Source organism: Paraferrimonas sedimenticola (assembly GCF_002282855.1).
Taxonomy (GTDB): domain Bacteria; phylum Pseudomonadota; class Gammaproteobacteria; order Enterobacterales; family Shewanellaceae; genus Paraferrimonas; species Paraferrimonas sedimenticola.
The window spans coordinates 159,423-176,932 of the sequence record NZ_NRIR01000003.1 but is presented as its reverse complement, the minus strand read 5'-3'; the positions used below and the strand labels follow the sequence as shown (position 1 = coordinate 176,932).

The window sequence follows — 17,510 nt, the reverse complement described above, 5'->3', positions numbered from 1 at the left end:
CTCGCATGCAGGAATCTTCCCTAGAAAGCTGGCGACACGAGCACAATTTCGGCCTCCAGCAAAAGAAAAACGAACGTCGCACTCTGTACGCAGTTCTTATAACTGCAGCCATGATGATTATCGAAATTGTGGCGGGTTATATGACCGGCTCGATGGCGCTATTGGCCGATGGTTGGCACATGGCCACCCATGTTGCCGCATTTGGCTTGACCCTGTTCGCTTATCGATACGCACGGAAAGCGGCCAACAACCCTATGTACACTTTTGGTGCTGGCAAAGTAAATATTCTGGCTGGGTTCACAAGCGCCGTCGCATTGGTGTTAGTGGCGGCGATGATGGCGCTTGAGTCGGTGTGGCGTTTAATCGAACCAGTAGCCATAGATTATTCCAACGCGTTAATGGTGGCCGTCGTCGGCTTGGTGGTCAATTTGGTCTGCGCCTATTTGTTGCATCAAGGGGACGACCACCACGAACACCACCATCACGGCCATTCGCACGACCACTCTCACTCTCATAGTCATAGCCACGACCATAATCTATACGCCGCCTACCTGCATGTGCTGGCGGACGCCCTAACCTCATTAACCGCAATTTTTGCACTATTGGCCGCTCGATACTTTGGTATGCCGGGGCTGGACCCCATCATGGGCATAGTGGGCGCTGTAATTATCACTCGCTGGGGCTGGGGCTTGATTAAGGACACCTACCCGACCTTGTTAGACCGGGCGCCAGACAACGCGATTAGCGAAACCATAAAGCGCACAATTGAAGACGATGGTGACGGCCAAGTGGTCGACTTGCACGTGTGGAAGCTATCCGGGCATCATCAGGCAGCAATTGTCAGCTTAGTCAGTGATACGCCACAACCACCTGAGTTCTATAAACAACTGTTAATGAGCAAAGTCGCGCTGGCGCACGTCACCATTGAAGTTCATCCTAGGGAAGTCGCTAACTAACCACAGAGGACGCGTATGACCCAACTCACCATAGTGGCAAAGATACTAGCCAAACAAGCGCATACCGAACTGGTAAAGCGCGAGTTACTTCGCCTACTCGAACCTACTCGCGCCGAAGCCGGCTGCATTAATTACGACCTGCACCAAGACAAGGATAATCCAGCCTTGTTTGTGTTCTACGAAAATTGGCAATCTCGCAAGCTTTGGCGGGCTCACATGGAAAGTGAACATGTCGCGGCTTACGCTCTGGCGACCCAAGGTTGCGTAGAGAGCTTTAGCCTTAATGAAATGATTCGCTGCAACTAACACTCGAACGGAGTAATTAGCTGAAAGATATAGAGAAAAACAGATGAGAGTGTTGTTCATTTTTGTACACCTCAGTACCGTATCCAACAGGACATGCTAAATTTTAATAACCAAGGTCTGTATTGAGAACGTTGTGATAAATCTGGAATACCTAAACGTGTTCGTCGCCTGCGTTGAGCACGGCTCGTTTAGCGGTGCCGCCAAGGCATTGAATAGAGTCCCTAGTGGCGTGAGCATGTGCATCGCCAAGCTCGAGCGCGACATGGGCTGTGATTTGTTCAATCGCGATACCAAGAAAGCTACTTTGACTCCAGCGGGTGAACGTCTGTTTGACCACGGTAAGACCCTGCTCCGTCAAGCCAAACGTGTGAACGCCATTGTGCAAGACGAAATGAATGACGGCGAAACTCGGTTTGTGCTGGGCATTGGTGAGTTAGTACCTATTTCAGTATTTGAAGAGGCGCTAGCTCGAACCATGCGGCAATTCCCTCACACCGAATTTGAGTTAATGCGAGGACCAAGAAAAACGCTAGAGACGGCTTTTGATAAAAAAGACATTAACGTGTTGATTAGAATACAAGCGTCCGCGGTAGATACCCACTTGGATTACATCCAATTTGCTCAGGCTGAGGTTGTTGCTATTTGCTCCAAAGATTCAGAGCTTGCTGATTTAGAAGAAGTTCGCGTAGAAGATTTGATAGAAAAGCCACAAATCGTTCTACGCTCTATGTTGGATAATCCCCTACTACAACTAGAAGGCATGATATCCAATCGTAAAATCGTTGCTAGTTCGACCCAAGATCTTTTGAGCTTAGTGGAAAACGACGTCGGATGGGCAATTACTGCTGTGGCAGATGCACAACCCCGCATTGAGCATGGTAGCTTGGTTGGTTTTATGCCATTCGAATCCTATGATGTGCGCGGCTTGCCCGTAGATGTATTATTTCCCCCGCAAAACCAAAACGCCTCAGTACTCAACTACTTCATTGAGCGACTGACCACAGCACAAAACAACGTCGACGGTACCAATGGTGATTAACTTTCCGGCGCGGTAGCCTGCTCTTGTTGGGGCGCGCGACCCAACTCAACAATCGGCCAAACGATAAACACCAGCCCCATGACTATGCCAATACCCCACGCCGCTTCGTAGCCAAATTGAGTTAGTACGACACCGGCGCTCAGCGGTCCGGCCACTCGACCCCAAGCGCCAATCGCCATCGACGAGCCCATCACTCGACCGCGGTTCGACAGTGGTGTGCGTTGCGACAGCAAGGAGTTCATCACTGGAGTACAAATGGTGGCACCTGTGATAATCCCAAAGAAAGCCACCAGCACCCACGGCAGGTCAGAGCTTTGAGTCGCAATAGCATAACCGCTAATAAGCAGCACTAGGCCAACTATCATCATTTGCACCTCGCCAAACCGCGCCGCCAAAATCCCAACTAAACGGCCTTGCAGAGCCGCCATGGCCAAACCTTGAACGCCAAACACATAACCAATTTCTTTGGGACCCCAGCCTAGGTTGTAACCCGTCCAGAGAGGGAATAGATAACCGGTAATCGAAATCACCATGGAGTGCAGCAGGTACAGGCTCACCAACCAACGACATTGAATTTCTTTGAGCAATTGGTACAAGGTTCGTCTGTGTTTGCGTTGGGCGCGATTCTCAGCCCTGTCGCGCTTGCTCAGAGATTCAGGCAGGATCACCAAACAAAGCACAGCGGCAATCGCAGACAAGGCCGCTGCAACCAGCGATGGCAAGGTGAAGTTCAGCGCCTCACCGGCCAATACACCGCCAAGAAATGGGCCTACTACCATGCCTAGGCCAAATGCCGCACCAATCAATCCCATGCTTTTGGTTCGATTCTTCTCGTCACTAAGATCCGCCACCATCGCCGACGCAACCCCATAAACCCCAGCGCTACAGCCCGCCATGATGCGAGCTACGTAAACCATGGTCAAAGTCTCGGCAAACGCCAACACCAAATAGGAAATGGCGGTGAGAAACAGACAAGCCGCCATCACCGGCTTACGCCCGACTTTGTCGCTGAGCGCTCCCCAGTAACCACCACATAGACCAGAGAATACCGAGAAAACCGCAATAATTAGCGCGATATCAAAGTTAGATGCGCCAAGGCTTGGCGCCAAAAAAGGCAGAATGGGGATAACAATCCCGAATCCAATGAGTTCGATCAATACGACCGCGAATAACAAGGGCATATACCACTCCCTGACAACTGTTTACTTACTATTTAAGTGGGCAAATCCCTGTGAAATCTGCTCGATGTTTTGTGCTTGTAACCTCAACCAAGGCTCGCTTTGGCCCTTGAGGTAATGGTCTAAAAAGGCGGTACTAAAGGCCAGTAGCCACTCAAACTGCAATGTTTGTGGTTCAACTTCGCGCTCGGGACGACATATCAATTGGCCGAAATAATGGTCCGCTCCCGCCAAAGTGAGGGCGAATTTGTCTCCCGCAGGCGCTTGCTCAAACGAAGTTAAATGCAGGCGGTAATCTGGGAAAAACCTGGCATCCACATCCCAAGACCCTGTGGTGACTAGTGTTGGCTTGTTTAAACTGGTCCAACTCGCCGGCGTAATCTCATCAAACATGGGGCCCGGCGGTGACACAGCCACCACGGCTTTCACTTTCTGCAGCAACTCGTCGCTCAGTTCTTCGTTGGCCACCTGAGCTCCGTCGACGGTTGCAGTAGCACCGGCAAACATCTGTGCAGTAAAACCCCCAAAGGAATGACCGGTAATAGCCACCTGGTCGAGCAAGACTTGCCCCGACAAGCCGTGCATCTCTAACAAGCTTGGTAGCTGGTCCATTAAACTGACGATATCTTGCTTACGCTTTTCGATAAGGCCCAAATTGCCATAGCGCAGGCTGTTAAAAATCCCCTTAGGCATAGAACAACAGTCCACATGATCGACACTGGCCACCACATAACCGTGACTTACCCAGTGCGCTAAAAGCGCATCGTACTTACCTTGGGTTGACCAAAAACCGTGACTGAACACCAGTAAAGGATATTCCCCGGCCTCCTTTGGGCTGAGCAGTCGAACATTCAGTTCTCTGGGGCCAGCGTTGAGCTGAGTGTACTCATGGTCGAACACTTGGTACGAACCGCTTTGCTGCAAAGGCAGTTGCATCGCACTGGCCACCTGCAAAGTCTGCTCTGGTACCGGCGGCAACTCCACCTCTGCCGGCGAGCAGGCGCTCACCAAGCCAATGGCAATGGCTACGAAGAACTTTTTCATAAGGCCTCGCCTCCTTGGCTGATTTCCGAGTAGCTCGGGACAGCTTCAATAAAGGCTTGCACGTCAGCCACAGTAGAAATTGGCGCCTCAAGACTCAATACATGGCCAACCCCAGGATACACGCGACTGATTACGTGCTGACTTTGGGTGAGATTGTTCTCAAATTGCTGCAGTAAAACCACCGGCAACTGGGGGTTTTGCTCGCCCCACTGAATCATCACAGGCTGAGAGATGCTCTGCAGTAGCCCTGCGGTATCACCGGTTTTAAACTGTCGAATGCGTTGCATCTCGGCGTAACGATTGCCCTTGCGCAAAAAGCCTGAAGCAAAATCTTGTTTGTGTTGCTCTGCATTGGGCATATCGACCTTAGTCATCCAGTCAAAAAACGCGTCGTAAGCCATGGTTGGCATCGCGTACAGCAAGTAATCAGCCCACCCCGGCATGTCCTCTCCGCGCCCACCGCGACTATTGGCCTTGCGAAATCCACCGGAGTTTTGCAACACCAAGGCTTTCACCTTTTGCGGGTATCGCGAGGTATAGTTGATAGCAATATTGCCGCCTAGCGAGCTGCCTACCAATACCAAATCATCCAGCTGCAAGTGCTCCACTAAGGCATCCAACAACTCAAGGTCTCGGTTCATGGAGTAGTCGTGATTGCTCTCAGGCCCCGTCAACCCATGCGAGGTCAAATCAAAGCGGATCACTTGATAATTTTGGCTAAGGCGCTCGGCGTATTGGTCCCACATTTTCATCGAGAAAAAGTGCGAGTGAATCAATACAATCGGTTGCCCTTGGCCTTCAACCTGGTACACCAACTCGGTGCCCTTGTGGGCTAAGGTGTTTAGCGAATCGGCATCGACTCTCAGGGCTTGCTGAGTCTCTTGTAAGCTCTTGTCCATGTGGGTCAGCGCAATGACCCCAAGCCCTGCGACGATAACTAACAGCAGACCCAGTACCAGCATACCGAGTCCGCGAAATAACCTTTTCAGCATAGTTGTCCCCTATGTCTAAGGCCCTTGAGTTACCTCGCCAAAGGCGTGAAAAAATAATGGTGTTTGGCTTTGTGCTTACTCTCAAATTCTCGAATTTGTTCACTTTTACCTAGCGTCATACCAATGCTGTCTAAGCCATTGAGCAAGCGATAGCGACGCATGGCTTCAACTTCGAAAGGGTACTCTTTCCCACTGGCAGAAATTGTCTGATTTTCCAAGTCCACACTTAGGGTCGAGCCTTGTTCACAGTTCTCGAATAAGGCTTGAATCTCGTCCTTGGGCAGACTGATTGCCAGCACACCGTTGTTGAAGCAATTGTTGAGAAAAATGTCGCCAAAACTGGAGGCAATAATTACTCGAAAGCCCATGTCTCGAATGCCCCACACCGCGTGCTCTCGTGAAGAACCACAGCCAAAGTTATCTCTGGTTATCAGCACCTCAGCACCTTGGGCTTGCGCCTGATTCAGCTCGAAATCTGGGTTTACACGCCGAGTAGCGGTATCTGTCGATACTTCACCTGGGTCGAGATAGCGCCAATCGTCAAAAGCCCAATCGCCATAGCCGTTCTTCTTAACGCTTTGCAGATACTGCTTGGGCATGATGGCGTCGGTATCCACATTGTCGCGATCCATTATTGCCACTTTGGCAGTCAACTGAGTTAATGCCTGCATAGTTAGTTCTCCTGCCACTGACGAACATCGACAAAGTGACCGGCAATTGCCGCCGCGGCTGCCATCGCAGGCGACACCAAATGGGTTCGTCCACCCAGTCCTTGGCGTCCTTCAAAGTTTCGATTCGAAGTCGACGCGCAGCGCTCACCTGGCTCGAGGCGATCTGGGTTCATGGCGTTACACATAGAACAACCGGCTTCGCGCCATTGAAATCCTGCCTCGACCAAGATTTTGTCCAGCCCTTCACTCTCGGCTAATCGCTTCACTTTGGCGGAACCGGGTACCACCATGGCTCGCTTGATATGGCTGGCCAGTTTGCGGCCTTTTACCACTTCCGCCACGGCGCGAATGTCTTCTAAACGTCCGTTGGTGCAGCTACCAATGAACACCTGGTCGATAGCATAGCTGCCAATGCAGGCATCAGCGCCAACGCCCATGTATTCGTACGCTCGTGCCCAGTCGCTGCTCTGAACCGACGAACTGGCTTGAGCAAGCGATGGAATGGTTTGGCCTATGGCAATGGTTTGGTCAGGCTTAGTACCCCAGCTTACCTGAGGTGCAATATCAGCTGCCTCAAACACAAACTCTGCATCAAAAGTGGCACCAGTATCGCTACTCAGGGTTTGCCAGTAATCTAGCGCCTGTTGCCAATCCTGCCCTTTAGGCGCGTTTGGTAGGCCTTCTAAATACGCCTGAGTGGTCTGGTCAAACGCCACCATGCCGCAACGAGCACCCATTTCGATGCTCATATTACATAGGGTCATGCGCCCTTCCATCGACAGCGCTTGTACCGCATCTCCGGCGTATTCGATGGCGTAACCACTGGCGCCAGCGCAGCCGATTTGGCTTATCAAATACAAAGCCAAGTCTTTGGCGGTAACTCCAAAGCCCAACTGGCCATTGACAACAATTCGCATCACCTTGGGCTTTTGTTGCAAAAGACACTGGCTAGCCATCACATGCTCAACGTCGCTGGTGCCTATGCCTTGTGCTAGAACTGCAAACGCACCATGGGTCGACGAGTGCGAGTCTCCACAAACTAAGGTCATGCCTGGCAGTACTGCGCCTTGCTCTGGCGCTGCTACGTGCACAATGCCGTGGCGATCGTCATCCAGTCCGTACTGTGCCACGTCATTGGTTTCGCAATTGTCATTCAGGGTCTTAACCTGAATCAGCGCGCCTTTATCAGGAAAGCCCGCATCACCCAATTCTCGGTCTTGAGTCGGGACTTGGTGATCGGCCATTGCCAACAAGGATTCTTTGCGCCAAATAGGACGATTGGCGATGCGCAAGCCATCAAAAGCCTGCGCAGAAGTGATTTCGTGAATGATATGACGGTCGATGTACAACAGCGCGTTGCCTGACTCGTCTACGCTGACTTGGTGTTCAAACCATACCTTGTCGAATAAATTCATTCCCTGAGTCATGGCCTACCTTAACGACTGTCCGCGAGACACTTGTAGCTCGCGCCAATCGCGCGCGCGACCTCCGGTTTGAGTCTCGGTTAACTCACCGGCTCTGCGCCCCACAGCCATTAACTTTTCAAGGTCAATGCCTGTGTCCACGCCCATCTGTTCAAACATCATCACCAAATCTTCGGTAGTGACATTGCCAGTGGCACCTGGGGCGAATGGGCAACCACCCAGGCCGCCAACGGAGGCATCGAAACGACGCACACCAGCTTGGTAAGCCGCATAGGCATTGGCCAATCCCATGGCGCGTGTGTCATGAAAGTGAACCGCAATCTTATCGGCGCCATGGGCCTTAACTAAGCGGCTCATTAGGCTTTCCACTTCCATCGGGTTTGCTGCACCTATGGTGTCAGCAATCACCAAATCGTCAGCGCCCATTTCAGTGAGCAACTGCGCCAATGCAATCACTTGCTCAGGGTCGGTTTTGCCTTCAAAGGGGCAGCGCCAGGCCACCGCGATACAGGTCAGAATCTTTACGCCGTCGGCTTTTGCCATGGCCAACAACTCTTTGAGTTGCTCCACGCTTTGCTGACGAGTCATGCGCACGTTTTTCATGTTCATGGTGTCGTTAGCACACAACACAAACAGAATCTTTTTGGCACCGGCAGCAACTGCGGCTTGGTAACCGCGTACGTTGGGAATGAGCGCCTGAAACTGACAGCGCGATTGCAACGGCTGAATTTGTGCAAACAGCTCGTCAGCCCCCGCCATTGCAGGCACGGCTTTAGGTGAGACAAAAGCACCAGCTTCGATGCTGTTAACACCGGCATCCACCAGCCCTTGAATCAATTCCACACGCTCAGCCACGCTTAAGTGCTTTGCTTGATTTTGTAGGCCGTCGCGAGGACCTACGTCGGTAATAGTTACCATGGCCATGTTCGCCTCCTACAAAGTTATTTAACCACGCCAGCGGCTTTTAGTGATTCAATTTGTTCATCGCTAAAGTCCAGTATTTCTGACAGTACTTGCTGGGTATGCTCGCCCACATAAGGCGCAGCGCTGTAGCTGTCTTCGTTGGTGCGTGAGAGCTTGATTGGGTTACCCGGCGCTTGCGTCTTCTTACCATTGGGATGGAATACATCCACAATCATGTTGCGGTGTTGTACCTGAGGATCAGCAAAAGTATCACTAAACTTGTTCACCGGCGCGCAAGGAATACGGGCCGCTTCTAACTGAGAAATCCAATGGTCATTGGTGTTGGTCGAGAACAACTCGCCCAAGGCGGCGTCGATCATGGCCTTATCAGCAAAACGACCTGGTTGAGTGTCGTATTTAGGATCGTCAAACTGTGGCAAATTCACCACGCCTTTGAGGTTGTGCCAGAAATTATCGGTGATCACCGCCAAAATGATATGACCGTCTTTGGTGGGATAGCTGTTATAAGGCACGTGCACAAAGTGGCTGTTGCCAATCGGGTATGGGTTCTCACCCGACATAAAGTGCATGGTGGCCATGTAGTTGAGCATGGACACCTGACAGTCGAGCATAGAAATGTCGACGTGCTGGCCCTTTCCGCTTTGGCTGCGCTCTAAAAGCGCGGTCAAAATGCCCATAACTGAGAACATACCACCACCCAAATCGCCAATCGGAATGCCAGCGCGAATGGGGTCGGCTTGGTTGTGACCGGTAATCGACATGCCGCCACCAAAGGCTTGCGCCACTTGGTCAAAGGCCGGGCGCTTAGCACCGGGGCCCTGCGAGCCAAAACCGGTAATCGCACAGGTAATGATTTTTGGATTGTGCTGACTTAGGGTGTCGTAGTCGATGCCAAGACGCTCTGGCACACCAGGTCCGAAATTGTTGACTACCACGTCCACTTCTTTCACCAGCTGGTAAAAGACCTGCTTGCCTTCATCACTCTTTAGGTCAATGGCTACTGAACGCTTGTTTCGATTTAGGGTAATAAAATACGCGCCAAAACCGTCGATAGAGTTTTTAGGGTCACTGGCCAGCAGTTTACGGGTGCCCTCGCCTTGCAGCGGCTCCACTTTAATTGTATCTGCACCGAGGTCGGACAAAATCATGGTTCCATACGGACCAGACAACATGTGGGTCAAGTCAATGACTTTGATTCCTTTCAATGGCTTATTCATAAGATCCCCTGTGCAAGTACTAACAGCAGCCGAACGGCTTGAGCGAATGATATAACCTTATAACAATGTAACAAAGTTGTAAATCGCGGAATGCTCTGGAATCAAGGCGTTTTGACGGGTTTTGGCAAATATCAATCTTGGATTTCTCAGACACAAAAAAAGGGACTCGCATGAGTCCCTTTGTATCGGCTAAAACCGCTTAAAACTCTTCGAGTAAGCGACCGTGGCCGGTGATTTTGTCATTCACGCCTACCGCGCGCAGCGCATGCCAAACTGTAGCTACGTTGATTGGAATCAATGGTTTGCCAAGGATGTGCTCCAAAGTTGGGAACAAATCAACGGTGGACAAGTTAGTACCACACTGAACAATGGCGTCTACATGATCCGCATCCACTTCGTGAACCGCATCAATCACATCTTTAATCTGGGTCTCGGCAATCGCAGTGGCCGATGGGCGATTTAGGCCCTTCACCTTGTGCACTTTGAAACCAATGTCGCTAAAGAAGCGAATCACGTTGTCATCACCCACTTGCGGGTATGGGGTGATAACCGAGATGGTCTTAGCACCAAATAGCTCCAACGCATCTTTGGTAGCGCCGGCACCGGTAGTCAGGCCCACATCGCCAATCTGGTCGCGAATTTCGTTCTCAAAGGCAATGTTACCTTCAAGGCCGCCCCAGAAGGTCTCAGCGGACATACCCAACATGACGTGATTCACCTTAGCGCTCATCACGTTGCGAATCGAACCAGGGATCTCACCGCGCATGATTTCCAAAAAGCGCTCAAACACCATGTCGGCAGACTCACCGGTTTTTGAAACTTCGTCAGCCCAGTTGCGCAATTCGATATAGAAGCGCGATGGGTGCCAGGTAACGCCATCCAACGCAAATTTCTGCAGGTCGTATTCCACGCCCGTGTTGGTGGAAGGAATGATTACCCCAATTTGTGCTCGGCGAGCAATTTGATAGTTCAGCATAACTTCTCCTTGTAGCGCCTTAAGACTGGCGCTCAGCTTCCTGATAACTGGTGATCATTGCGCGCTCCAACACAAAGGCCTTAGCTTTTTGTGGATCGGCCGCAGTTTCCATGAACATCTTCTGGCGCTTGGCTTGAACGTCGCTATCTGTGCTTTCCATCAGCTTCTTGTTGTTGATGGTGTGCTCTTGAACAAACTTAACCGCCAAGTCCTTGCGCTGACGCTGATAATGGGCAAATTCGGCTTTGTAGTCAGCACCTTCGTTAAACACACGAGCCAGCTTTTCAGCAAGGTTGAAGGCATCGTGCAAACCACCGTTCATCCCCATACCACCCAATGGATTGTTAATGTGGGCTGAGTCGCCAACCAAAGCAACACGGCCTTGGTAGTAGTCCTTAGCGACGCGTTGATGCACGTGGTACAGAGTGCGGTGACCAATATGATAGTCGCCTTCTTTGTCGTACAAATGATGTAGACGCTCCTGCAAGTACTCATCGCTTAAGTACTTCTCAGGGTTTGGCTCATTGGGGTCGGTTGGCCACAGTACGCGCCATAGTTTGTCCGTGCGCAAAATTACGCACCACTCGTCTGGGTCTGATACATAGTTCACCCAGGACAGGTTATCGAACACTTTTTCCAACGGAAAATCGGTGCTGGCCACCAAGAACTTCTCATCGTAGGTAAAGCCTTCGTAGTCAATGTTGGCGGCTTTGCGCACGTTGGACGAGGCACCGTCGCAGCCTAACAAGAAGCTAGCTTCAAAGGTCTTAAGTTCGGCGCCCGAACGCGCTTGAACCTTGACGCCCTCATCGTCTTGAGTAAAGCCAACCACCTCGTGGTCAAAGTAGACTTCGGCCGATGGGTAAGCCTTTAATTTGTCGGCAATAATATGAGTAAGCTCGTATTGCTCCAACTGTAGTCGATAAGGGAATTTGGTGGCGTCACTAATGACACTCATATTAAACTCTGCGACTTCACCGGTCTTGCGGTCGCGATATTGGTAACGGTCCACTTTCAGACCGATTTCCAGCATCTCATCCACCACACCCAACTCGTCGAGTAAATCCAACGATGGCGGGTGGAAGGTAGACGCGCGCAAATCAATTGGCAGGCTCTCGGCCTTTTCCAACAGAATCACCGGAATGTCCTTTTGAGACAGGTACAAAGCCAATACCGAGCCGGCAGGTCCTGCACCAGCAATCACAACAGGTTTTGTAGGCATAACCACTCCTTTCCCTTAACCTTTAGTTATAAGTTTTATGATCTGCTCGCTGGGCATAACGTCCGCATACTTCGCGTGCATATCAAAGAGGTTGGCCTTGTGCGCATCGGGATTGCGATCCCCACACGCATCTTCAGCCACGAAGGTCACAAAGTCACTTTGCAGCGCGTCCACTACTGTCGCTCGAACGCACCCTGAAGTGGTTAAGCCGGTGACCACCAGCGAATCCACTCCAGCCTCATTCAATTGCTCGGCCAAGTCCGTTTTAAAGAAACTGGAGGCCCAGCATTTTTCTATCAACACTTCCCCTGGCTGCATGGCCAAGCGCGGGTCTACCTGAACCCAATGGGATTCCGGGGTCAACACCGCCAAATCCGGCATGCGAGCGCGAAACACCACAGCTTGGTCTGGGGTTCTGTGCACCACGGTCGTAAAGTAGACCGGCAAGTTGCGCGAGCGAAAAAACTCGAGCAACTGTCGGTTGGCTTCCACCACTTCCGGGCAATCGGTACCCAATGGGCAGCTACCATCGGTAAAGCCGTTGATCATATCGACCAGCACTAGGGCGGGCTTGTTGCCCATCGGCTGACTAATTCGTTCTAAATCCATTCGCTCACCCTTTATTGTTATTGGTAAAGGCCACAATCAAGGCGGCCATCTGCTCTGCGTGGGTTTCGCAGGCATAGGTGTTGGCATCGCCCAGAGTATGTACCTCGGCTTTGCCTAATAACTTGGCGGTGTCCGCCATTTTGCCGTGCAGCACGTCATTGCTGCCCGCCATTAATAAAGTCTCACCATCAAAGGCTTTACAGGCCTCGGCAAACGGATAATCCGCCACCGCCTGATAAATGGCGCGATAATCGTTCTGTAGCGCCATGGCTTGCAGAGTTTCTCGGTGACTAATAGCTATATCGACGCTTGGCGCCTTAGCGCGCATCTTGGCCCACAGCGCATCTAACGCCGGTGCTTGCTCATCAAAAATGTCTACCGGAATACTGGCTGGTAATGCCGCTTTTTGGGCTTCTGTCAGCAAAGGTGGTCCGCACATCACCAGCGTCGGTGGCAATCGCTGAATCAGTGCCAATTCGATGGCCACCGCCGCGCCCGTGTGATGACCAAACACCAGATCGAACGAGCCAAACGCCGAGGTCAAACTCTCGTACAGCTCTCGAGCTAAGCCGCTAATGCTGTCGCTACGGCCATCGCTTTGACCAAAGCCTGGAAAGTCTGGCGCCACGCAGAAAAAGTGCTTGGACAGCAGAGGCATCAAGGTTTTAAACATAGCGCCGTTACTTGGCGCTTGATGCAATAACAAACACTTTGGCAAGCGCGGGTCGCCGCACTGGAAGATGTGCAGCTGACCCGAGTCGCTGGGAAGGTAGCGACGGCTTACCAAAGTCATTACAAGGTTTCCTCAAGCTCGATGCTGATCCACTTAGAGTCGGTAAACTCTTCGGTAGAATAGGCACCACCACTGCGGCCAATGCCCGACATTTTACTGCCGCCAATGGGCGCTAACGCATTACTTTGGAAGGAGTGCATGCCGACATGCACCGCACCTGCGTCGATATTCTGCGCGCACTGCATGGCCCAATTAAGGTTTTTAGTCAGCACGCTTGAGCTCAAGCCAAACTCAGAGTCGTTAGCCATCTCGATGGCTTGCTCGAGGGTGTCAAACGGCACTACGCTCACAACCGGGCCAAACAGCTCTTCGCACCAAGCGCCGCTAGTGGCTGGCGTGTTAAGTAGCACAGTTGGTGCGTACACCAAGCCCTCAACCACACGGCCACCGGTGAGAAGCTCAGCCCCTTCGGAAAGGGCTTTATCAACGTGCCCTGCCACTTTTTGTAGCGCGGCGCGATTAATCAGCGGTCCGTATACAGTATCCGCATCACGCGTTGGGCCGACTTTTAAGCTCTCGCAGACCTTTTTAAGCTCTGCAATGAATTCTGGATAAATGGCTCGGTCTACCGCAACACGGCTATTGGCCATACAAATCTGACCGGCGTGAGTAAAGATGCCTTGCGCAACGATGGCAGCCGCTTTGGCAGGGTCTACGTCCTGTAACACCAATGCCGCGCTCTTGCCGCCCAACTCCAACTGAGTTTTTAGCATCCGCTCCATGGCTACCTGCCCGACGCGCTTACCGGTTTCGGTGGAGCCAGTTAGTGCAATGCAGTCGATATCAGAATGGCTGGTGAGCGAAGCGCCGCAGTCTTGGCCAAAGCCACAAACCATGTTCACTGCAGCTGCCGGCACGCCGGCTTCTAGCAAAATGCGCCCAAGCTCTAGGGCAATAACTGGCGTTTCTTCAGAAGGTTTCACCACTACTGAGTTACCCGCGGCCAGTGGAAACGCCAGCATCTTGGTCAGCAGTGACAAAGGCGCGTTATAAGGTGACACCACCGCCACCACGCCCAACGGAATGCGCTGAACAAAGGACAAACGCTTAGGGTTGTCGTTGGGAAAGGTTTTGCCATACAGACGACGAGCTTCGCCAGCGGCGGTTCTGAAAAGGTCTACCGTGTAGGCAATTTCGAATTTGGCCTTGGTGATGGTCGAGCCACTCTCGTCGATTAAAATATCGAGCAGACGCGCTTCGCCTTCGGCTTCAATGATCTCAGCCGCTTTTAACAGGGCTTGCTCGCGCAGTTTTGGCGCAAGTGATGACCAAGTTTTAAAACCCTCTCGAGCTGCGGCGACAGCCTTATCGACATCGGCTTTATCGGCACGGGCCACTTTGGCAAACACCTCCTCGGTAGCAGGAGACAACACTTCGAAAGTGGCACCGCTAACCGCGTCTTGCCACTGCCCGTCGATTAGGAGTTGAGCTTGTATCATGCGCGCTCTCCTATCACTCGATAACCGCGGAAGAACTCAAAAGTCTCTTTGCCACCTTCATCCCCCAGCCCGCTCTTACCCCATGCAGGGCGTGGCAGTTTAGGGCTGAAGTTAAAGATGCTGATTTGGTTAATCTTAACCACACCAGAGCGAATCTTTGCCGCCACCTGCCAGGCCTGCTCCGACTCACCATAAACGTAAGCTGCCAAACCATACGGAGTCTGATTGGCTAGCATCACAGCTTCATCTAGCTCGTCAAAGCCGTGCACAGTGGCCACTGGGCCGAAGATCTCTTCAAGAGTTTGTCTGCCCTCTAGTCCGTCGATTAGCGTTGGTGGCAGGTAGTAGCCTTCACTTTCTGGCACCTGAGTGACTTGCAATACGCTGCCACCGAGCTCGCGATAGGCTTCGATTTGGCTTTTCACTAGCTCATAGTGACCTTTGTGAACCATAGCGCCCATCTTGCTTTCAGGATCTCTGGCATCACCGACTTTTATGTGTTGCAGACGACTCTTAATCGCACTTAGCAGAGGCGTTTTCACGCTATTCGCCACCACCAAACGGCCGAGCGCGCGGCACCATTGGGCGTTCATGGTGACAAGGCCTGCTACCACAGCATCTGCCGCTTCATCGATATCAGCACTATCGAGAATCACCATTGGGTTGTTGCCACCTAGCTCAAGCTGAACTGGCTTAATTTGCTCGCCACAGGCGCGACCAACCGCTTCACCGCCTTTGGCACCACCGGTGAAACTCACCGCGGCAACACGAGGGTCACTTACCACTTGCGCGCCACAAGCGCCATCGCCCAACACCATGTTAAAGGCGCCTTTAGGCAGACCCGCTGCATCAATGGCTTTGGCAATATAGTGGCTAGAGAGTGCCGCCCATTCGGATGGCTTGTACACCACGGTACAACCAGCCGCTAAGGCGCACGCTAACTTGTGACAAGCAATCCCAGAAGGCGCATTCCACGGCGCGATAATCCCCGCCACACCCAGCGGCAAACGTTGTTTCAGTACTGTGTGGTTGTTTTCCAAAAACGAGTATTCGCTGGGAAGGTTGCGAAGCATAGCTGCTGCTTCGGAAAACGCCGCGCCACAGACTTTGGCAAACAGTTGAGTCAAGCCAATGATAACGCCGGTTTGCATAGCATCGGCATCGGCAATTGCCTCTACCTGGTCATGCAAGGCCAGCGCGACCTTGTCTAAGTAATCCGCCCGTTGAGTCGGGCTCAATTCAGACCAAGCACCGCTTTCAAAACACTGATAGGCAGCGTCAATTGCAGTTTCTATTTGCTCCGGTGAGCTGGCAGCTCCCTTGGCAAAGGCAACGCCCGTACTGGCGTCACATAGGTCTATCTCCAGACTGGAGTGCGGCGCTTGCCACTCTCCAGCCAGATAACATTGGCTTGATACTGCCATTGACTGCTCCTAAGACTTACCAACACCAAATTGATTTTGCTCGGCACCATCGACTTCCATCGACGCGGCCATCAAGCGGCCACGCTCGGCTGGGAAGGCTTGAACCAGCGCCATCGCCATTTCGCGCAAACCGCGAGCCGATGGGTGGGTAAACCCAGTACCTGAAGTACCAGTACACTTAAGAGCGTTCATTGCCACTTTAAAGCCGTACTCAGACACTTGGCCCTTACACAAGCGCCAGCGCTTCACGACATCGCCTTTTGGCAAAATCTCTGGCTCAGCGGTTTCTAGTTGTAGCTGGCGACGCAACCACAACACGGCAGTCTCAAGATCAGCCATCATTTCGCCAATCAACTGTTGGTGCATTGGCGAGTGAGCAATCGACTTGTCCGAATCACCAAACTTAGAGTTGGTTAGTGTGGTCAAAGTGGTGTTGTAGATAGACCAGGCTTGACCTAGGTACACAGCGATACCGGCTAACTGGTTACCCACGAAACTACCGCGGCTCATTTGCATACAACGGGTAAAGGCTGCCGGTACTGTCAGCGCATCGTCTTCTGGAATGAACACGTCTTCTAGAATCAAACCGTGAGTGGCACTACCGCGCATGCCAATTGCATCCCACTTTTGACGCTCTGACACGCCTTTCGCGTTGGCTTTGACGAAGAAAGTCGACAAACCACTAGCATCTTCGATGCCTTCAAGGGCCGCTGTTACTAGGTATTGATCGGCAACACCGGTAGCACAACCAAAGCTTTTAACGCCGTTTAGCAGATAACCGCCTTCGACCTTTTTAGCTTTGGTGCTAATAGTGATTGCCGCTTTTTCTGATTTAACGGTTTCCGAGGCAAAGTTGGCCAACCACTCGCCTTTACGGCCCATGGTGTTAAGCACCTTGTCGGCAAAAGCTTGTACCAGTGGCGCTTCTTCTTCGTTGAACAAACCCGCTTCTAGCGCTTCAAGGGCCAACAGACCACGTGAGGCTGACGAGCAGTGGAAGAAATAGCAAAGCGCGGTGGATGGGCACACGCTACCAAGGGCAAAAGTGGCCGCTGCTAAGTCGCGCAAACCGCCACCCATACCACCGTATTCTTTGGGAATGATAAGCCCCAACAAGCCTGCGTCGCTTAAAGTTTTGACGTGCGGCAAGTGGAATTCACCTGAGCGGTCAACATCACCAGCGGCTTCTTGAATTAGGGGTAACACACTGTCCACAATCGCGGCGCGATCGCGTTCAGCATCCGACATATCTTCTACAAAATGTTCGCCTGTGTACTTCATTGTCATCATTCCTTG

17 protein-coding genes are annotated in these 17,510 nt (G+C 52.0%); 3 read left to right on the top strand and 14 right to left on the bottom strand.

Annotated elements, in window-relative coordinates; translation table 11 throughout:
* Positions 1-5 precede the first annotated feature (5 nt).
* The 3 genes from dmeF to CLC93_RS06715 all read left to right on the top strand — a co-directional run bounded on the left by dmeF (position 6) and on the right by CLC93_RS06715 (position 2,301).
* Positions 6-956, top strand: coding sequence for a CDF family Co(II)/Ni(II) efflux transporter DmeF (gene dmeF, locus CLC93_RS06725; protein ID WP_095505203.1), 951 nt, complete (start codon positions 6-8; stop codon positions 954-956).
* A 15-nt stretch (positions 957-971) separates the two neighbouring features.
* Positions 972-1,262: a putative quinol monooxygenase gene (locus CLC93_RS06720; RefSeq protein ID WP_095505202.1), complete on the top strand. Its 291-nt coding sequence runs from the start codon at positions 972-974 to the stop codon at positions 1,260-1,262.
* Positions 1,263-1,395: 133 nt separating this feature from the next.
* The gene (locus CLC93_RS06715; protein ID WP_095505201.1) at positions 1,396-2,301 is read left to right on the top strand and encodes a LysR family transcriptional regulator; all 906 of its coding nucleotides are present in this window, start codon (positions 1,396-1,398) and stop codon (positions 2,299-2,301) included.
* Here the strand turns inward: CLC93_RS06715 and CLC93_RS06710 are convergent.
* The 14 genes from CLC93_RS06710 to CLC93_RS06645 all read right to left on the bottom strand — a co-directional run bounded on the left by CLC93_RS06710 (position 2,298) and on the right by CLC93_RS06645 (position 17,495).
* On the bottom strand, positions 2,298-3,482 hold the full coding sequence (locus CLC93_RS06710) for an MFS transporter (RefSeq protein WP_211286829.1): 1,185 nt from the start codon (positions 3,480-3,482) through the stop codon (positions 2,298-2,300). The genes CLC93_RS06715 and CLC93_RS06710 overlap by 4 nt on opposite strands.
* A gap of 21 nt (positions 3,483-3,503) precedes the next feature.
* Positions 3,504-4,523: an alpha/beta hydrolase family protein gene (locus tag CLC93_RS06705; protein ID WP_095505200.1), complete on the bottom strand. Its 1,020-nt coding sequence runs from the start codon at positions 4,521-4,523 to the stop codon at positions 3,504-3,506.
* A complete protein-coding gene (locus CLC93_RS06700; RefSeq protein ID WP_095505199.1) occupies positions 4,520-5,515 on the bottom strand; it encodes an alpha/beta fold hydrolase in 996 nt (331 codons plus the stop codon). The genes CLC93_RS06705 and CLC93_RS06700 overlap by 4 nt, the downstream gene beginning before the upstream one ends.
* A 29-nt stretch (positions 5,516-5,544) precedes the next feature.
* Positions 5,545-6,186 carry a 3-isopropylmalate dehydratase small subunit gene (leuD, locus tag CLC93_RS06695; RefSeq protein ID WP_095505198.1) on the bottom strand — a complete coding sequence of 214 codons (642 nt, stop codon included), beginning with the start codon at positions 6,184-6,186 and terminating at the stop codon, positions 5,545-5,547.
* Between the two features lie 2 nt (positions 6,187-6,188).
* Positions 6,189-7,613, bottom strand: a complete 1,425-nt coding sequence (gene leuC, locus CLC93_RS06690; protein WP_095505197.1) for a 3-isopropylmalate dehydratase large subunit — start codon at positions 7,611-7,613, stop codon at positions 6,189-6,191.
* A 3-nt stretch (positions 7,614-7,616) separates the two neighbouring features.
* Positions 7,617-8,534, bottom strand: a complete 918-nt coding sequence (locus CLC93_RS06685; RefSeq protein WP_095505196.1) for a hydroxymethylglutaryl-CoA lyase — start codon at positions 8,532-8,534, stop codon at positions 7,617-7,619.
* A gap of 17 nt (positions 8,535-8,551) precedes the next feature.
* Positions 8,552-9,751, bottom strand: coding sequence for a CaiB/BaiF CoA transferase family protein (locus CLC93_RS06680; RefSeq protein ID WP_095505195.1), 1,200 nt, complete (start codon positions 9,749-9,751; stop codon positions 8,552-8,554).
* Between the two features lie 199 nt (positions 9,752-9,950).
* Positions 9,951-10,727 carry a maleate cis-trans isomerase family protein gene (locus CLC93_RS06675; RefSeq protein ID WP_095505194.1) on the bottom strand — a complete coding sequence of 259 codons (777 nt, stop codon included), beginning with the start codon at positions 10,725-10,727 and terminating at the stop codon, positions 9,951-9,953.
* Positions 10,728-10,746: 19 nt separating this feature from the next.
* On the bottom strand, positions 10,747-11,949 hold the full coding sequence (locus CLC93_RS06670) for an FAD-dependent oxidoreductase (protein WP_095505193.1): 1,203 nt from the start codon (positions 11,947-11,949) through the stop codon (positions 10,747-10,749).
* Between the two features lie 15 nt (positions 11,950-11,964).
* On the bottom strand, positions 11,965-12,558 hold the full coding sequence (locus CLC93_RS06665) for an isochorismatase family protein (RefSeq protein ID WP_095505192.1): 594 nt from the start codon (positions 12,556-12,558) through the stop codon (positions 11,965-11,967).
* A gap of 4 nt (positions 12,559-12,562) precedes the next feature.
* The gene (locus tag CLC93_RS06660; RefSeq protein WP_095505191.1) at positions 12,563-13,351 is read right to left on the bottom strand and encodes an alpha/beta fold hydrolase; all 789 of its coding nucleotides are present in this window, start codon (positions 13,349-13,351) and stop codon (positions 12,563-12,565) included.
* Positions 13,351-14,790 carry an aldehyde dehydrogenase family protein gene (locus CLC93_RS06655; protein ID WP_095505190.1) on the bottom strand — a complete coding sequence of 480 codons (1,440 nt, stop codon included), beginning with the start codon at positions 14,788-14,790 and terminating at the stop codon, positions 13,351-13,353. The genes CLC93_RS06660 and CLC93_RS06655 overlap by 1 nt, the downstream gene beginning before the upstream one ends.
* Complete coding sequence (locus CLC93_RS06650) at positions 14,787-16,214, bottom strand: aldehyde dehydrogenase family protein (RefSeq protein ID WP_095505189.1); 1,428 nt, start codon at positions 16,212-16,214, stop codon at positions 14,787-14,789. The genes CLC93_RS06655 and CLC93_RS06650 overlap by 4 nt, the downstream gene beginning before the upstream one ends.
* A gap of 9 nt (positions 16,215-16,223) precedes the next feature.
* Positions 16,224-17,495, bottom strand: coding sequence for an acyl-CoA dehydrogenase family protein (locus tag CLC93_RS06645; protein WP_095505188.1), 1,272 nt, complete (start codon positions 17,493-17,495; stop codon positions 16,224-16,226).
* Positions 17,496-17,510 lie beyond the last annotated feature (15 nt).